Origin of the sequence: Proteinivorax tanatarense, assembly GCF_040267685.1 — a bacterium.
In the GTDB taxonomy this organism is placed as follows: Bacteria; Bacillota; Proteinivoracia; order Proteinivoracales; family Proteinivoracaceae; genus Proteinivorax; species Proteinivorax tanatarense.
Genome location: NZ_CP158367.1, coordinates 149,630 through 167,564, shown reverse-complemented (window position 1 = coordinate 167,564; position 17,935 = coordinate 149,630). Strand labels below are relative to the sequence as shown.

The 17,935-nt window shown below is 39.9% G+C and carries 17 protein-coding genes and 1 other annotated feature; all 17 genes read right to left on the bottom strand.

Features of this window, described 5'->3' with window-relative positions:
- Positions 1-2 precede the first annotated feature (2 nt).
- Complete coding sequence (gene rplV, locus PRVXT_RS00865; protein WP_350343814.1) at positions 3-344, bottom strand: 50S ribosomal protein L22; 342 nt, start codon at positions 342-344, stop codon at positions 3-5.
- 31 nt (positions 345-375) lie between these two features.
- A complete protein-coding gene (gene rpsS, locus PRVXT_RS00860; RefSeq protein WP_350343813.1) occupies positions 376-657 on the bottom strand; it encodes a 30S ribosomal protein S19 in 282 nt (93 codons plus the stop codon).
- A 34-nt stretch (positions 658-691) separates the two neighbouring features.
- Positions 692-1,525, bottom strand: a complete 834-nt coding sequence (rplB, locus tag PRVXT_RS00855; protein ID WP_350343812.1) for a 50S ribosomal protein L2 — start codon at positions 1,523-1,525, stop codon at positions 692-694.
- Positions 1,526-1,552: 27 nt separating this feature from the next.
- Entirely contained in the window at positions 1,553-1,837 is a 285-nt protein-coding gene (gene rplW / locus PRVXT_RS00850) for a 50S ribosomal protein L23 (RefSeq protein WP_350343811.1), read from the bottom strand.
- Positions 1,837-2,460 (bottom strand): 50S ribosomal protein L4, encoded by a 624-nt coding sequence (gene rplD, locus PRVXT_RS00845; RefSeq protein ID WP_350343810.1) that lies wholly within the window; start codon positions 2,458-2,460, stop codon positions 1,837-1,839. Before rplD ends, rplW begins: the two co-directional genes overlap by 1 nt.
- Before the next feature lie 28 nt (positions 2,461-2,488).
- Positions 2,489-3,118 (bottom strand): 50S ribosomal protein L3, encoded by a 630-nt coding sequence (rplC, locus tag PRVXT_RS00840; RefSeq protein WP_350343809.1) that lies wholly within the window; start codon positions 3,116-3,118, stop codon positions 2,489-2,491.
- 72 nt (positions 3,119-3,190) lie between these two features.
- Positions 3,191-3,499 (bottom strand): 30S ribosomal protein S10, encoded by a 309-nt coding sequence (gene rpsJ / locus PRVXT_RS00835; protein ID WP_350343808.1) that lies wholly within the window; start codon positions 3,497-3,499, stop codon positions 3,191-3,193.
- Between the two features lie 255 nt (positions 3,500-3,754).
- Complete coding sequence (tuf, locus tag PRVXT_RS00830) at positions 3,755-4,954, bottom strand: elongation factor Tu (RefSeq protein ID WP_350343807.1); 1,200 nt, start codon at positions 4,952-4,954, stop codon at positions 3,755-3,757.
- A gap of 76 nt (positions 4,955-5,030) precedes the next feature.
- The gene (fusA, locus tag PRVXT_RS00825) at positions 5,031-7,106 is read right to left on the bottom strand and encodes an elongation factor G (protein ID WP_350343806.1); all 2,076 of its coding nucleotides are present in this window, start codon (positions 7,104-7,106) and stop codon (positions 5,031-5,033) included.
- Between the two features lie 53 nt (positions 7,107-7,159).
- Positions 7,160-7,630 carry a 30S ribosomal protein S7 gene (gene rpsG / locus PRVXT_RS00820; RefSeq protein WP_350343805.1) on the bottom strand — a complete coding sequence of 157 codons (471 nt, stop codon included), beginning with the start codon at positions 7,628-7,630 and terminating at the stop codon, positions 7,160-7,162.
- Positions 7,631-7,658: 28 nt separating this feature from the next.
- Positions 7,659-8,039 (bottom strand): 30S ribosomal protein S12, encoded by a 381-nt coding sequence (gene rpsL / locus PRVXT_RS00815; protein ID WP_350343804.1) that lies wholly within the window; start codon positions 8,037-8,039, stop codon positions 7,659-7,661.
- A 58-nt stretch (positions 8,040-8,097) separates the two neighbouring features.
- A complete protein-coding gene (locus tag PRVXT_RS00810; protein WP_350343803.1) occupies positions 8,098-8,349 on the bottom strand; it encodes a ribosomal L7Ae/L30e/S12e/Gadd45 family protein in 252 nt (83 codons plus the stop codon).
- A gap of 61 nt (positions 8,350-8,410) precedes the next feature.
- Entirely contained in the window at positions 8,411-12,187 is a 3,777-nt protein-coding gene (rpoC, locus tag PRVXT_RS00805) for a DNA-directed RNA polymerase subunit beta' (RefSeq protein ID WP_350343802.1), read from the bottom strand.
- 51 nt (positions 12,188-12,238) lie between these two features.
- Positions 12,239-15,829 carry a DNA-directed RNA polymerase subunit beta gene (rpoB, locus tag PRVXT_RS00800; protein ID WP_350343801.1) on the bottom strand — a complete coding sequence of 1,197 codons (3,591 nt, stop codon included), beginning with the start codon at positions 15,827-15,829 and terminating at the stop codon, positions 12,239-12,241.
- A 228-nt stretch (positions 15,830-16,057) separates the two neighbouring features.
- A complete protein-coding gene (gene rplL, locus PRVXT_RS00795; protein ID WP_350343800.1) occupies positions 16,058-16,432 on the bottom strand; it encodes a 50S ribosomal protein L7/L12 in 375 nt (124 codons plus the stop codon).
- A gap of 53 nt (positions 16,433-16,485) precedes the next feature.
- Positions 16,486-17,013, bottom strand: a complete 528-nt coding sequence (gene rplJ / locus PRVXT_RS00790; protein ID WP_350343799.1) for a 50S ribosomal protein L10 — start codon at positions 17,011-17,013, stop codon at positions 16,486-16,488.
- 23 nt (positions 17,014-17,036) lie between these two features.
- Positions 17,037-17,169 (bottom strand) — a sequence feature (ribosomal protein L10 leader region).
- 45 nt (positions 17,170-17,214) lie between these two features.
- Positions 17,215-17,916: a 50S ribosomal protein L1 gene (rplA, locus tag PRVXT_RS00785; RefSeq protein WP_350343798.1), complete on the bottom strand. Its 702-nt coding sequence runs from the start codon at positions 17,914-17,916 to the stop codon at positions 17,215-17,217.
- Positions 17,917-17,935 lie beyond the last annotated feature (19 nt).

Here is a 17,935-nt window from a genome sequence, read left to right as displayed (position 1 = left end):
ATCTATCCCTCCTTTTTCTCCGACACTACTAATGTAATGTGGCTAGTTCTTTTATTTATTCTAGTCGCTCTACCTTGAGCCCTTGGACGGAACCTCTTTAAGGTCGGGCCTTGGTCAACGTAAGCTTCTGAAATATAAAGGTTATTGGCATCCATTTCAAAATTATGTTCTGCGTTGGCAACAGCAGAGTTTAACACTTTCTCCAGTTGAGGAGAAGCGGCCTTCGGTGTGTGTTTCAACACTGCCAAAGCTTCTGCAACATCCTTGCCCCTAATTAAATCTATGACAACTCTAACTTTTCTGGGGGCTATACGAACATAACGAGCCACAGCTTTTGCTTCCATCTGTAATCCTCCTCTCTAGCGTTAGTTAACACTATTTGAGTCCGCTTGTGCGTTCGTCTCCGCCATGACCTTTAAAAGTTCTTGTTGGGACGAATTCTCCAAGCTTGTGACCTACCATGTCTTCGCTAATAAATACTGGAACGTGCTTTCTTCCATCATGTACGGCTATTGTATGGCCGACAAACTCTGGAAATACAGTAGAACGTCTAGACCAAGTTTTGATAACTTTCTTTTCGTTCTTTTTGTTCATTTCTTCAATTTTCTTCATTAAATGGTCATCACAAAAAGGGCCTTTTTTAAGAGATCTTGCCATGTCTTTTCCCTCCTCTTCACCCTATTAGTTGGCGTTATTTCTTTTTACGCCTTTTAATAATGTATTTATCACTGGACTTATTCTTTTTGCGTGTTTTGTAACCCAAAGTAGGCTGTCCCCAAGGGGTAACCGGGCTCTTAAGACCGATTGGAGCCTTTCCTTCTCCACCACCGTGCGGGTGATCTGCAGGGTTCATAACTACACCACGTACTGTAGGTCTTTTACCTAACCAGCGAGATTTTCCTGCTTTACCAATTGAAATGTTTTCATGTTCTATATTCCCTACCTGACCGATAGTTGCGTAGCAATCCAGATGAATTAGTCTTGTTTCACCTGAAGGAAGGCGAACATGGGCATATTTCCCTTCTTTTGCTTGAAGCTGAGCTGAATTGCCAGCAGAACGCACTAACTGACCGCCCTTGCCTTTTTTTAGCTCAATGTTATGAATTACAGTACCAGTAGGTATTCTGCGCAACGGTAGTGCATTCCCTACTTTGATATCTGCATTCTCACCAGCTTTAACTATATCTCCCACCTTTAGGTTACTAGGTGCAATAATGTATCTTTTTTCACCATCTACATAGTGCAAAAGTGCTATGTTTGCAGTTCTATTAGGATCATATTCGATACTTGCCACTTTAGCTTCAATATCATGCTTGTTTCTTTTAAAGTCAATAATTCTATACTTTTGTTTATGACCACCACCTTGGTGGCGAACTGTTAGCCTACCTTGAGCATTTCTACCAGCCTTCTTTTTTAGCGGCGCCAACAAAGATTTTTCCGGCGTTGATGTAGTAACCTCTTCAAAGGTAGAAATTGTCATAAACCTTTTTCCTGGGGAAGTTGGTTTAAAACCTTTTACTGCCATTTTAATTTCCCTCCTTTGCTTGTTTATCTATTCAAATATTTCGATAGGTTTAGAATCTTCACTAAGCGTAACTATTGCTTTTTTCCAGTTAGGTCTATAACCTGAGTGAACACCCATCCTTTTGAATTTGCCCTTCATATTCATAGTATTAACGTTATCCACTTTTACATCAAACAGTTTTTGGATGGCATTTTTAATTTCTATTTTGTTAGCATTTTTATCTACTTCGAAAGTATATTTATTGTCAGCCATCATATCATTTGTTTTTTCTGTAACAAGCGGTCTTTTAACAATATCGCGGGGATCTCTCATTACCCAAGCACCTCCTCCACTTTTTTAACCGCTTCTTCTGTAATAATCACGGTGTTGTGGTTTAGGATGTCATAAACATTTAGAGTATCAACAAAAGCAGTGCTTACTCCTGGAATATTTCTAGCAGATTTATAAACTATAGAGTCAGCGCCTGCAGTAACAACTAGAGCTTTTTTATCAACATCTAAGTTGTTAAGCAATTCTACTACCTCTTTTGTTTTTGGGGTGTTGATCTCTAAAGCCTTTAACACTTTTAGATTATCATTTTGCACCTTTGTAGTTAACGCGGATTTCATCGCTAGTCTACGCACCTTTTTAGGAACCTTTAAACGGTACTCTCTCGGCTTAGGACCGAACGCAACACCACCGCCAACCCATAAAGGTGATCTGATTGTGCCATGTCGGGCTCTACCTGTGCCCTTTTGGCGCCAAGGCCTCGCACCTCCACCGCTCACTTCTCCACGGCTTTTTGTTGATGCTGTCCCTTGTCTTTTGGCAGCTAGATGAGCAACAACTACTCGATGTACAGCTGCTTCATTAACTTTTGCTTCAAAAATCTCAGGACTTAGCTCCATTTCTGAAACAACTTGCCCTTGAATATCATAAATCGCCACTTTTGGCATTTTACTTCCTCCTTTCATCAAGACTCAACTACTTTGTCTTGTTAGTATCTCTAAGGAATACAACGCTCCCGTTTTTGCCAGGAACCGCTCCCTTTACTAAAAGCAAATTGCGATCAGCGTCTACTTTAACAACATCTAAGTTTCTAACAGTCACTGTTTCGCCACCCATTCTGCCAGGCAGTTTGGTTCCTTTGAACACTCTAGCTGGGTCTACAGCTCCTAATGAACCGGGACCACGATGATAGTGGGAACCATGGGTCATAGGCCCTCTGCTGTAGTTATGCCTTTTAATAGAACCTGCAAATCCTTTTCCCTTAGATGTGCCAGTTACGTCTACAGCTTCACCTTCTTCAAAAGAATCCACTTTAACCTCTTGACCCACCTCTAGACTTTCACTATTTTCTAATTTAAACTCTACCAGGTGTCTCATAGGTTTTACTCCAGCTTTGTCAAAGTGTCCTTTCATCGGCTTGTTAGCACGAACCTCTTTAACTTCACCATAACCTAGTTGAACCGCAGAGTAACCATCAGTTTCTTCAGTTCTTTTTTGCACAACTTTACAAGGACCAGCTTCTATAACAGTAACAGGCACAACCTCGCCGTTTTCTGCAAATATTTGACTCATCCCTAGTTTTTTACCAATGATTGCTTTTTTCACGTTTGCCACCTCCCTAAAATTAGTACTATAAACAGTCTAAAAAGACCTACAATTCTTTTTTAGGTCTTCAATTTATAGCTTAATTTCGATATCAACACCTGCTGGTAAATCCAACTTCATTAATGCGTCTACAGTCTTTGGTGTTGGCTCTAAAATGTCAATAAGACGCTTATGAGTCCTCATTTCAAACTGTTCTCTTGAGTCTTTATATTTATGAACAGCTCTTAAGATAGTATAGATACTCTTCTCTGTAGGCAACGGTACAGGTCCAGAAACTTGTGCCCCTGTTCTTTTTGCGTTCTCTACGATTTTCTCAGCAGACTGGTCTAGTGCTTGGTGATCAAACGCTTTAAGCCTAATTCTAATTTTTTCTGAAGCCATTTTTTTACCTCCTTTTCGCCCATTTTTTTAAACGGACATACTCCGCGAAAATTTCCTCAAAATTCAAGGAGCAACCTTTCGCATCATCGCTGTCACTATTACACAACCACTATATTATATCGCTTTTTAATTATAAAAACAAGCCTTGACTTTTGACTTTTTTTATGTTTGCGGTTATGTAGTTAAAATAAGGGGGGTTACAGGTACAACCTGTAAGCCACCCTTATTTTAAACTTTATAAAAAGCGTATGCAAACTACTTAATAGCAGTTACAACGCCAGCACCAACAGTACGGCCACCCTCACGAATCGCAAATCTTAATCCCTCTTCAATAGCGATTGGAGTTATTAGCTCAACGTCGATTTTAACGTTGTCGCCAGGCATAACCATTTCAGTGCCCTCTGGAAGAGTTACCACGCCAGTTACATCAGTTGTACGGAAATAGAACTGTGGACGGTAACCGTTAAAGAATGGCTTATGACGGCCACCCTCTTCTTTACTTAGGGCGTAAACCTCTGCTTCAAAAGCAGTGTGTTGTTTGATTGAACCAGGCTTAGCAAGTACTTGGCCTCTTTCGATGTCTTCTCTGTTAACACCACGAAGAAGTGCACCAATGTTGTCACCAGCTTCTGCGCTATCAAGAAGTTTTCTAAACATCTCTACACCAGTACAAACTGTTTTTCTAGTTTCTTCTTGAAGACCAACAATTTCAATCTCATCGCCAACTTTGATTTGACCACGCTCAACACGGCCAGTAACAACTGTACCACGGCCAGTGATTGTGAATACGTCCTCAATTGGCATTAAGAAATCTTTATCTGTATCACGCTCTGGAGTTGGGATGTAATCATCAATAGCATCCATTAGTTCCCAAAGCTTGCCACACCAGTCACACTCTCTAGTTCCACAGCCACACTCTAAAGCTTTAAGAGCAGAACCAGTAACGATAGGAGTATCATCACCTGGGAAGTCGTACTCAGAAAGTAGGTCTCTTACTTCCATTTCAACAAGTTCTAGAAGCTCTTCGTCATCTACCATGTCAGCTTTGTTAAGGAATACTACGATGTGTGGTACACCTACCTGACGAGATAGAAGGATATGCTCTCTTGTTTGAGGCATTGGGCCATCAGCAGCAGATACTACTAGGATAGCTCCATCCATTTGTGCAGCACCAGTGATCATGTTTTTAACATAGTCAGCATGGCCTGGGCAGTCAACGTGAGCGTAGTGACGGTTTTCAGTCTCGTACTCAACGTGAGCAGTAGATATTGTAATACCTCTTTCTCTTTCCTCTGGAGCTTTATCAATAGCATCATACGCCATTTTATCAGCTCCACCTGTAGCAGAAATAACAGTTGTTAAAGCAGCAGTTAATGTAGTCTTACCATGGTCAACGTGGCCGATTGTTCCAACGTTAACATGGGGCTTTGAACGTTCAAATTTTTCTTTTGACATTCTTACTCATCCTCCTTAAATACAATAAATTATTTATTTATTACTTGGGGTTAGGTCCCCAAAAATTTGATTGCTATTATTTTTTAGATTCCATAATCTCTTCAGCTATAGACTTAGGAACTTGATCGTAATGACTAAACTCCATAGAGTAGGTACCTCTACCTTGGGTCTTAGACCTTAGATCTGTAGCATATCCAAACATTTCAGACAGCGGAACAAAACCTCTAATCACCTGTGCTCCACCAATGTTTTCCATGCCTTCAATCCTACCTCTTCTAGAGTTTATATCACCCATTACATCTCCCATATATTCCTCTGGTACAACAGCCTCTACTTTCATCATCGGCTCTAATATTGCAGGCCCTGCCTTTCTCATAGCCTCTTTAGCACCCATAGAACCAGCCACCTTAAAGGCCATCTCTGAGGAGTCTACATCGTGGTAAGAACCATCAAATAGTGTAGCTTTTACATCCAGAACTGGATAGCCTGCTAAAACACCATTTTGCAGCGCTTCTTGGATACCTTGATCTACTGAGTTGATGTAATCTCTAGGTACTACACCACCAACGACCTTGTCCACAAACTCGTAACCTTCGCCCGGTTCTTTTGGCTCAAGCTCAATCCATACATGACCGTATTGACCTCTACCACCAGATTGTCTAACAAATTTACCTTCAGCCTTAACTTGCTTAGTAATTGTTTCTTTATAAGCAACCTGAGGCTTACCTACATCAGCATCTACTTTGAATTCACGAAGTAATCTGTCAACTATAACGTCTAGATGAAGCTCACCCATACCTGCTATGATGGTCTGGCCAGTTTCTTCATCAGACCACGCTTTAAACGTTGGGTCTTCTTCTGCGAGTTTTTGTAAAGATGTAGACATTTTTTCTTGGTCTGCTTTGGTTTTTGGCTCAATAGCTACCGAAATAACAGGCTCAGGGAATACCATAGATTCTAGTATAATTTGATTGTCTTGATCACAAAGGGTGTCACCTGTTGCTGTGTCTTTAAGACCAACTATAGCAGCTATATCACCAGTGCGAACCTCACCAATCTCTTCACGATGGTTTGCGTGCATCTGAAGCAAGCGACCGATTCTCTCTTTTTTGCCTTTTACCGGATTAAACACATATGATCCAGCCTTCAACACACCAGAATACGCTCTAAAGAAAGCCAACTTACCAACATATGGATCTGTCATTATTTTAAACGCTAAAGCTGAGAAAGGTTCATTATCATCAGCTGGTCTTTCCATCTTTTCCTCCTCATCGTCAACATCTACACCCTGGATAGGAGGGATGTCTAAAGGTGATGGAAGGTAGTCAACCACTGCATCTAGTAACAACTGTACACCTTTATTTTTATAAGAAGAACCACAAAGAACAGCTACTATTTCGTTGTTTACACAGCCTTTTCTTAAAGCATCTTTAATTTCTTGCTCAGTAAGTTCTTCACCTTCAAGGTATTTCATCATTAGCTCTTCATCGTTTTCAGCCACAGCGTCTAAAAGCTTTTCTCTATATTCTTCTGCTTTGTCTTTCATGTCAGCAGGGATATCTGTTTGTTCAGATTTAGTACCTAAATCATCAATATATTTATGAGCTTTCATGGTAACTAAGTCGATTATTCCATCAAAGGTATCTTCAGCACCAATTGGCAACTGAATCGCTACTGCATTAGCTTTTAATCTGTCCCTCATCATGTCTAACGCTCTATAAAAATCAGCACCAGTTATATCCATTTTGTTAACATAAGCTATTCTTGGTACTTCATACTTGTCAGCTTGTCTCCAAACTGTTTCTGATTGTGGCTCAACCCCACCTTTTGCACAGAAAACTCCCACAGCACCATCAAGTACACGAAGAGATCTTTCTACTTCCACAGTAAAGTCCACGTGTCCTGGTGTATCGATAATATTTACCCTGTGATCTTTCCATTCAGCAGTAGTTGCCGCAGAGGTTATTGTTATACCTCTTTCTTGTTCCTGGGCCATCCAATCCATTGTTGCAGCCCCATCGTGAGTTTCACCTAGCTTATGAACTCGACCAGTGTAAAACAACACACGTTCTGTTGTTGTGGTTTTACCGGCATCGATGTGAGCCATAATTCCTATATTACGGTATTTTTCTAACGGAAATTGTCTAGGCACCACAATTCCTCCCTTCTAGTGCTATTTTAACTAAAATAACAAATATTATAATTTTACCAACGATAGTGGGCAAATGCTTTGTTTGCTTCTGCCATTTTGTGGACATCTTCTTTCTTTTTAACTGAAGCACCCATGTTATTGGCTGCATCCATAAGCTCAGACGAAAGTCTTTCTATCATTGTTTTTTCCCCACGCTTTCGGGAATACTCAGCAATCCAACGGATAGCAAGAGTGCGTCTACGCTCTGGTCTAACCTCTACAGGAACTTGGTAGTTAGATCCACCTACTCGACGAGATTTCACTTCTAGTACTGGCATTACGTTATTCATAGCTTCCTCTAAAACCTCTATTGGGTCTTTTCCAGTATTTTCTTTAATTCTATCTAGAGCGCCGTACATAATATTTTGAGCAACGCCTCTTTTACCGTCTAGCATAATTTTATTAATAAAACGAGATACTAGTTGACTACCGTAAACTGGATCTGGCAGGATATCTCTTTTGGGCACGGGTCCCTTTCTAGGCATAATCACCCCTCCTTTGCTACTTACATTTTTATTTTTTGTCTTTTGGTCTCTTAGTACCATATTTGGAACGTCCTTGGCCTCTGTCTTGTACACCGGCAGTGTCTAAAGAACCACGAACTATATGATAACGCACACCAGGTAAATCTTTTACTCTCCCACCTCTAACAAGGACAACAGAGTGTTCTTGTAAGTTGTGACCGATACCAGGTATATAAGCTGTAACCTCAGTACCATTTGTTAGTCTAACTCTAGCAACTTTTCTCAAAGCTGAGTTTGGTTTTTTGGGAGTTAGAGTGGATACTCTGGTGCACACCCCTCTTTTTTGAGGTGAATTTTCCAGGGCAGGAGCAGTTGATTTTTTAACAACTTCTTTTCTGCCTCTACGAACTAATTGGCTAATTGTTGGCATAGTTGCACCTCCTTCCCCATGGCATAGGCCTTGGTTGCCCCGGCAAAGCCGGGGCTTTTTAATTCTTTATAATCGCTGCAGTTGCTGCCCTAACTTGAATTCCACAACTTTTACCTAATACAGCCATGCTGTCTACAAAGTATAACTTTATACCTCTATTTTCACAAAGTTGCAGTATGGGGTCAGATATGTGTTTTTCTGCATCTTTTGCAACATAAACTATTTCAGCCTTTCCACTTTCAATGGCTAGTTTAGTTTGTTTAAATCCTACTACCCTTGAATCAACCACTGATAAGTCATCAATAGTCATTTACCCATACCTCCATTTGTTAATTCTGGGCAGATACACCTTGATTATTTTATCACCTTGACTATAAACTGTCAACTACCTCTGAGTCCTCTTGCACAGTTTTTGGTTTTACATTGGCATACTTGGCCATCCCTGTACCAGCAGGAATTAATTTTCCAATTATTACATTTTCTTTAAGCCCTAGTAACGGATCGTTCTTCCCTTTTATAGCAGCTTCTGTAAGCACTCTTGTCGTTTCCTGGAATGAGGCTGCTGACAAGAAAGAATCGGTAGCCAAAGAAGCCTTTGTTATACCTAAAAGTATCGGTTGGGCTTTTGCAGGTTCTAAGCCTTCTGCAATATTTTTCTCGTTTGTTTCTGTCAATTCGAAAACATCAACTAAAGTTCCTGGCAACAGACTTGTGTCTCCAGCATTTTCCACCTTAACTTTTCTAAGCATTTGTTTTACAATAACTTCGATATGCTTATCAGAAATCTCAACACCTTGTAAGCGATATACTTTCTGAACTTCTTGAGTTAAGTAAGCCTGAACACCTGCAACCCCTTTAATTTTCAGTAGGTCATGAGGATTTACTGAGCCTTCAGTCAACTCATCTCCAGCTTCCACACGAAACCCATCTCTAATTTTTAACCTAGCGCCGTAAGGTACAGTGTAAAGTATCTGTTCACCATCTTCTTTTGTAAGTTCTATTTCTCTTTTATTTTTACTTTCAATTACTTTTACAAGCCCTGGTTCTTCTGCAATTATTGCTTGACCTTTTGGCTTTCTTGCCTCAAATAGCTCTTCAATCCTTGGAAGACCTTGAGTAATATCATCACCTGCTACACCACCTGTGTGGAATGTACGCATTGTTAGCTGAGTTCCAGGTTCTCCAATTGATTGAGCAGCTATAATACCTACTGCCTCCCCTGGCTTAACTCTGCCACCTGTTGCTAGATCTTTACCATAGCACTTAACACACACTCCATGCCTTGTATTACAAGTCAGCACTGATCTTATTTTCACGGTATCAAAAGTAGCACAAAGCTTCTCTCCTGCTCTTACTCTATTGCCGTCAGCTAGGAACATCGTTACCCCTTTCTGTCGTTCGAAAGTATGGGTTTGACCATCATCAGCTTCTACTACTATTGATTTAGAGGTTATTTTAACTGTTCCACTTGCAGGAGAAATAATTACTCCATGCTCTGCTATTTCATTAGCCATATCTTCTGTAATATACTGTCCAGCTTTAGCTAGTATCTCACCGTCTGGAGTTATAATGTCTATGGAGGAATGACGTCCAATCAGGCGCTCCTCGAGAGTTTCAATGGCATCATTTCCTTCTTTGATTTCTTTTACTGTAATGCCGTCAAAAGTTTCACAGTCCTCTTCTCTAACTATCACATCTTGGGAAACATCAACAAGCCTTCTGGTTAAATAGCCTGAATCAGCTGTTTTAAGGGCTGTATCCGCCAAACCCTTTCTAGCGCCGTGAGTTGAAATAAAGTACTCTAGAACTGTTAATCCTTCTCTAAAGTTTGCTTTTATCGGCAATTCAATAATATGACCCGTTGGATCTGCCATAAGTCCACGCATACCTGCAAGCTGAGTAATCTGTGATACATTACCCCTTGCCCCAGACCCAGCCATCATATTTATCGGGTTCATTTTATCCATATTATCCATAAGAGCTTTTGTAATATTATCTTTTGCTTTACCCCAAACTTCAATAACTCTGTTGTAACGCTCTTCTTCACTAACAAATCCTCTACGGAAATTTCTATCTATTTTAGAAACTTCAGCTTCAGCCCATTCCATAATTTCCTTTTTTTGAGGTGGAATTTTTACATCGGCTACCGCCATTGTAATTCCGGCCTTTGTAGAGTAGTTAAATCCAAGTTTTTTAACATCATCTAAAATTTCCGAGGTTCTAACAGTACCATACCTACGGAAGCACTCTCCTATAAGCGCTCCTAAAAACCCTTTCTTAGCTCCGCCGATCTCACCTTTGTTTTTTATAGTCTCAGCAAGGTTAACACCAGCTTCGGTAATATAGTCCTCACTAGTTACAGAGTTTTTATAGGTTGGCCTGTTAATAAAAGGGAAATCTTCAGGGAATATTTCGTTAAATAGGATCCTGCCTGGAGTAGTCAGTAAGAAACCTTTTTTAATTTCATCATCTCCTGCTCCCAACACCGCTTTTTTGCCAAGGCTTTTTGCCCGCAACGCAATTCTTGAGTGAAGGGTAACAGTTCCGTTTTGGTATGCCATTACCACCTCGTCAGGATTGCCGAAAACCTTTCCTTCTCCCTTTTCTCCCTCATTTTCAAGTGTTAAATAGTAGCAACCTAGCACCATATCCTGGGTAGGGGTAGCAACTGGTTTCCCATCCTTTGGATTTAATATATTATGAGCCGCTAACATTAATATCCTTGCTTCCGCTTGTGCTTCCGAAGACAGTGGGACGTGGACGGCCATTTGATCACCGTCAAAGTCCGCATTATATGCTGGGCAAACAAGTGGGTGAATTTTTATTGCCCTTCCTTCAACCAATACCGGTTCAAAAGCTTGAATCCCCAGTCTATGAAGGGTTGGGGCGCGGTTTAAAAGTACAGGGTGCTGTTTGATAACACCTTCTAGCACATCCCATACTATTGGATCTGCTTTTTCAACCTTCTTTTTAGCGGTTTTTATATTCTGGACATGACCACTTTTAAATAGCCTTCTCATAACAAAAGGCTTAAACAGCTCTAAAGCCATTTCTTTTGGAAGTCCACACTGATACATCTTCAGTTCTGGACCAACCACTATAACCGAACGTCCGGAATAATCAACCCGTTTCCCCAAAAGATTTTGTCTAAATCTTCCTTGCTTACCTTTAAGCATGTCACTTAAAGATTTAAGCGGGCGGTTGCCAGGCCCTGTTACAGGCCTCCCCCTTCGTCCGTTATCTATGAGGGCATCAACTGCTTCTTGTAACATTCTCTTTTCATTGCGCACAATTATATCTGGAGCATGTAGTTCGGCCAGTCTTTTTAGCCTATTATTTCTGTTAATAACTCTACGATATAAGTCGTTTAAGTCAGCAGTTGCAAACCTTCCTCCATCCAACTGAACCATAGGTCTGAGGTCAGGAGGTAATACAGGGATGGCTTCTAAAATCATCCATTCTGGTTTATTATTAGACGCTTTAAAGGATTCCACAACTTCAAGCCTTCTAATTGCTCTAATTCTTCGTTGTCCGGTGGCATTTTTCAACTCCGCCCTTAACTCTTTTGCTAAATCATCTAAGTTCATTTCTTTTAACAAGGCTTGCACTGCTTCTGCACCCATCTGAGCTTTAAAGCCTTTTCCTTCTTTAAACAGATGGCTATACTTCTCATAATTCTCTCGATACTCATTTTCTGTTAATAGTTGTTTTTTAGTAAGGCCTGTTTCTCCGGGGTCTAAAACTATATACGATGCAAAGTATAAAACTTTTTCTAGAGCCCTAGGAGACATATCTAACAGTAATCCCATCCTACTAGGAATACCTTTAAAATACCAAATATGTGATACTGGCGCAGCTAGCTCTATATGCCCCATTCTATCTCTACGTACTTTGGCTCGAGTTACTTCAACACCACAGCGATCACATACTACACCCTTATAACGAATACGCTTGTACTTACCACAGTTACATTCCCAATCCCGTTGCGGTCCAAAAATCTTTTCACAAAACAATCCTTCACGCTCAGGTTTTAGTGTACGGTAGTTAATAGTCTCTGGTTTGTTTACAGGACCCCTTGACCATGTTCTAATTTGTTCCAGCGAAGCTAAGCCAATTTTTAACGAATCAAAATTGTTTACATCCAACAAGGGCCTTTTCCCCCTTTACAGTTTAGTTTCTTAATAAAAAACATAACTTTTCTAAAGTTCTTCATCAGTTCCGTCAGCATCTTCAGGTTTCCCTATTTCTTCCATTTCTTGGCTGCTTTCATCTAAATCTTCTTTTTTAGGCAGTTGTGGTTTAGGGCTATCTTCGGAGCCTTCAATGTTAACATCTAATTCTACTGGCTCTTCATCTTCGCCTTCTTTTATTTCTACTTCTTCTTCATTTCCTAAAACTTTTACATCCATCCCTAAACTTTGAAGTTCTTTAATAAGAACTTTAAATGATTCAGGAACACCAGGTTCAGGAATATTTTCACCTTTTACTATAGCTTCATAAGTCTTTACCCTTCCTACCACATCATCAGATTTGACCGTTAAGATTTCTTGTAGTATATGGGATGCTCCATATGCCTCTAATGCCCAAACTTCCATTTCTCCAAATCTTTGTCCTCCAAACTGCGCCTTACCGCCGAGAGGTTGCTGAGTTACTAGAGAGTATGGACCAGTTGAGCGGGCATGGATCTTATCATCAACCAAGTGAGCAAGTTTAAGCATATAAACATAGCCGACTGTAACCTTATTTTCCATAGGTTCTCCCGTTCTGCCATCTAAAAGGGTCGTTTTCCCTGTTTCTGGTAACCCCGCTTCTTTTAATTTCTGGAAGACATCTATTTCTGATGCTCCATCAAAAACCGGAGTTGCCATGTGCATTCCTAAAGATTTTGCTGCCCAACCTAGGTGTGTTTCAAGAACCTGCCCAATGTTCATACGAGAAGGTACACCAAGTGGGTTAAGTACTATATCAACTGGGGTCCCATCTTCCAAAAACGGCATATCTTCCTCAGGTAAAATTTTTGCTATAACACCTTTATTACCATGACGTCCCGCCATTTTGTCCCCTTCTGAAATCTTTCTTTTTTGAGCTATATATACTCTCACTAATTGGTTGACACCAGGAGGTAATTCATCTCCTTCTTCTCTGGTAAAGACTTTTACATCTACAATTCTACCAGCTTGCCCATGGGGCACTCTTAAAGAGGTATCCCGCACTTCTCGTGCTTTTTCTCCAAAAATAGCACGTAAAAGTCTTTCTTCTGCAGTTAGCTCAGTTTCTCCTTTAGGAGTCACCTTGCCAACTAAAATATCACCTGGCCGCACTTCTGCACCTACCATAATAATTCCTCTTTCGTCTAGGTGTTTCAGAGCGTCATCGCCAACGTTTGGAATTTCGCGAGTTATTTCTTCTGGGCCAAGCTTAGTATCTCTTGCCTCTGACTCGTATTGCTCTATATGAACTGAGGTATAAACATCTTGTTTAACCAGCTTTTCACTTAATAGGATTGCATCCTCATAGTTATAACCTTCCCATGTCATAAATGCAACTAAAACATTTTTCCCTAAAGCTAGTTCACCTTGTTCCGCTGAAGAACCATCAGCAATTATATCACCAGCTTTGATTTTTTCTCCGTAACTAACTATTGGACGTTGGTTAAGGGACATCCCTTGGTTTGAACGTTGAAACTTAGTCAGAGTGTAGATGTCTATTCCGTTATAACTATCTTTGGGGAAAATTTCTTTACTTGTTCCATGAACTTCTCTATCACGAGTATCAGAAAATGCATTTCGCTTAATTTTTATCCTATCTGCTGTTACTTCAACTACTTCACCATCTGTCACTGCGCTAACCACTACTCCGGAGTCTTTAGCTGCTCTATGCTCCATACCAGTCCCAACAAGAGGAGCTTCCGGCTTTAAAAGTGGAACCGCCTGCTTCTGCATATTAGCTCCCATAAGAGCACGGTTAGCATCATCATTTTCTAAAAAAGGAATTAGCGTAGTAGCTACACTGAAAACCTGTTTTGGTGAAACATCCATATAATCTACTTGAGTTGGTTGTTTGGTTAAAATTTCATGACGATAACGTACCGTTACTGTTTCATTTGAAAAGTAGCCATCATCATCTAAGGGGGCATTGGCCTGTGCTATCGAGTATTGGTCTTCATCATCTGCAGTTAGATAGACAATCTCGTCGGTAACCCTACCTTTTTCTTTATCTACTTTTCGATATGGAGTTTCTATAAAACCATATCTGTTTACTTTCCCATAAGTACTTAACGAACCAATAAGACCGATATTAGGACCTTCAGGGGTCTCTATTGGGCACATTCTACCGTAATGAGAGTGGTGTACGTCACGAACTTCAAATCCAGCTCGATCTCTAGATAAGCCCCCGGGCCCAAGAGCACTAAGCCTGCGTTTATGAGTAAGCTCTGCAAGAGGATTGTGCTGGTCCATAAACTGTGACAACTGGCTTGACCCAAAAAACTCCTTGATGGAAGCTATCACTGGCCTTATATTAATTAAGGCTTGCGGAGTTATTGCATCTACATCTTGTATAGTCATTCTTTCCCGAACTACTCTCTCCATACGCGACAAACCAATTCTAAACTGATTTTGTAAAAGTTCACCTACACATCTTAATCTTCTGTTTCCAAGGTGATCAATATCATCTGTATATCCAACTGAGTCCATAAGGTTAAGTAGGTAACCTATAGAAGCAATTATATCTTCTTTTGTCACATGTAAAATACCGTTTTCCTGGTTAAGGTTATTTATTATTGGAACAACCTCTTCTTCGTTATTAAATATCTTTACAACAGAAGGTATATCGTCCCTTGTTAATAATGAATCTAAAACCTCTTCTGTCAGAGTTTCGCCACCATTTGCCAAAATTTCTCCATCTTCACTGACAATAGGCTCTGCTAATTTTCTATTTAGCATTCTCCATTTAGGGTTTAGTTTTTTATCTACTTTATATCTACCAACATGGGCGAAGTCATAACGTCGCGCATCAAAAAACAGGGACTCTAACAGTTGTTTTGCATTTTCAACGTTAGCTGGTTCCCCTGGCCTTAATCTTTTATATACCTCTAACAAACCTGTCTCAAATGAATCAGTGTGGTCTTTGTCTAAAGTGTTTTTTATTCTTTTATTTTCACCAAAAATACCTAATATTTCTTCATTGGTGCCAAACCCTAAAGCTCGAAGCAACACTGTTACAGGCAGCTTACGGGTTCTATCCACGCGCACATAAATTATTTCATTTGCATCTGTTTCAAACTCTAACCATGCACCTCTATTTGGAATAATTACACCAGTAAATAAGTCTCGACCAGAGGTGTCTTTTTGGGTGTTAAAATAAACACCTGGAGACCTTACAAGTTGGCTAACGATAACTCGTTCTGAACCATTAATTATGAAAGTACCATTCTCTGTCATCAAAGGGAAGTCCCCCATAAATACACTTTGTTCCTTAACTTCACCAGTTTCTTGACTGATGAGCCTTACTTGAACTCGAAGTGGTGCAGAGTATGTAGAATCTCTTTCCTTGCATTCTTCAACAGATTGTTTAGGTTCGCCCAACTGGTATCCAGTAAATTCTAAAGAAAGGTTCCCAGTAAAATCTTCAATGGGGGAAATGTCCTTAAACATTTCATTTAAACCTTCTTCTAAAAACCAATTATAAGAGCCTTTTTGCACTTCAATTAAATTGGGAAAATCAATGGGCTCGTCAATTTGAGAAAAAGTATGTCTTACTCTTTTTCCAGACTGTACGGGTTTTACCATTTGCCACTTCACCCCTTATCTATTTCTTGGTATTAACATACCTATTTAAAACTCTTTTCATCCAAAATACTATTCCCAATTTTATAAGATTTTATACTACATTTTGGGAAATCAGCACTTGTTTAGCAATTTACTATACTATCATAATTTTTTTTTAAAGTCAACATCTGACTTGTAAAAAAAAACGCCCTACCAAGGCAGGGCGAGCTTCTATAGCAAATAGTTAAATTACTTAACTTCCGCAGTACCACCGGCAGCAGTAATTTTTTCTTTAACTTCTTCTGCGTCTTCTTTAGATACTTTCTCTTTTAGTGGTTTTGGAGCGCCATCTACTAAAGCTTTCGCTTCTTTTAGGCCAAGGCCAGTGATCTCTCTAACCGCTTTAATAACTTGAACTTTTTTGTCACCAGCTGCAGTTAGGATTACATCAAATTCAGTTTGCTCTGCTTCAGCAGCCTCTCCACCAGCAGCTGGAGCAGCAGCCATAGCTACAGGAGCAGCTGCAGATACACCAAACTCCTCTTCACATGCTTTTACTAACTCAGATAGTTCTAAAACAGACATTTCTTTTACAATTTCCATTACTTCTTGTACTTTAGACATTTAAAATCCTCCTCAAAAGTTTTAATTTTTTAATTTTTAAAGTTTACGATCCATTATGCTTCTTGCTCTTTTTTGTTTTTAATAGCATCTAGCACATTAACAAAATCTCTTGTGTTTGCTTGCATAACGTTCACAAACCCAGTTATCGGGCTCTGTAGTGCAGCAACGGTTTGTGCTAGCAATTGTTCTCTAGACGGTAGCTCAGCCAACGCTTTTACACCGCTAAAGTCTATAACTTCCCCCTCTAAAATTCCAGCTTTTATTTTCAAAGCTTCGTTTTCTTTAGAAAACTCATGGATAATTTTAGCTGGAGCTACAGGATCTTCTGGACTGAAAGCTATAGCTGTAGGACCTTGTAAATGTTCGCTTACCGATTCGTAATCGGTATCCTTTACAGCTAACTTAGCTAATGTATTTTTAACAACTTTATATTCTACACCAGCTTCACGTAGTTTCGCCCTAAGCTCAGTTACATCCGCTACATCTAGCCCTCTATAGTCAGCTATGATAGTGCCTTGAGCTGACGAAAACTTTTCTTTAAGTTCCTCTACAACCTGAACTTTATCTTCTCGTACTCCCACTTAAACACCTCCTCAAGGTTTTCTTTGATAAATAAAAGTACCCTTTCCTACGAGGAAAGGGTATACAAAGAATTTAATCTTCTATACTTGTCCATACCTCGGTAGGAAATTAAGCGCTATGACACCTACTGTCTTCGGTCTCTATTTATTTTTAAAACCAACATAGTATATTCTAATTCAAAGTTGGTTATTTGTCAAGACTTATTCAAAAGATGCTGCTTTTTGTTGGCTAACCTTTACTCCCGGACCCATTGTAGAGGATACAGTTATTGATTTCAAATAAATACCTTTAGCCGTAGCAGGCTTAGCTTTTATAATCGTGTCTAACAAAGTGTTAAAGTTTTCTTTTAGCTTGTCAACTCCGAAAGACACTTTGCCAATAGGAGCATGGATAATTCCATGTTTCTCTACACGATACTCTATTTTACCAGCTTTTATTTCTTCTACAGCTTTTGATACGTCCATAGTTACAGTTCCAGTCTTGGGGTTTGGCATCAAACCTTTAGGACCAAGGACTCTACCCAGACGACCAACAACTCCCATCATATCAGGAGTAGCCACAGCTACGTCAAAATCCATCCATCCACCTTGTATCTTCTCAGCTAGTTCTTCAGCCCCAACAAAATCTGCTCCAGCTTTTTCAGCTTCTGCTGCTTTATCACCTTTTGCAAAAACCAGCACCTTAACCTCTTTACCAGTACCATGAGGAAGCACTAAGGCTCCTCTAATCTGTTGATCGGCATGCTTTGGGTTTACACCTAATCTAAAGGCAGCTTCAACAGTTTCATCGAATTTTGCGGAAGCAGTTTCAGTTACTAACTCTAAGGCTTCAGTTGTACTGTAAAACTCTTCTTTGTTTACTTTCTTAGAAACATCGGCCATTCTTTTGCCTTTTTTCGCCATATTAACAAACCTCCCTGTG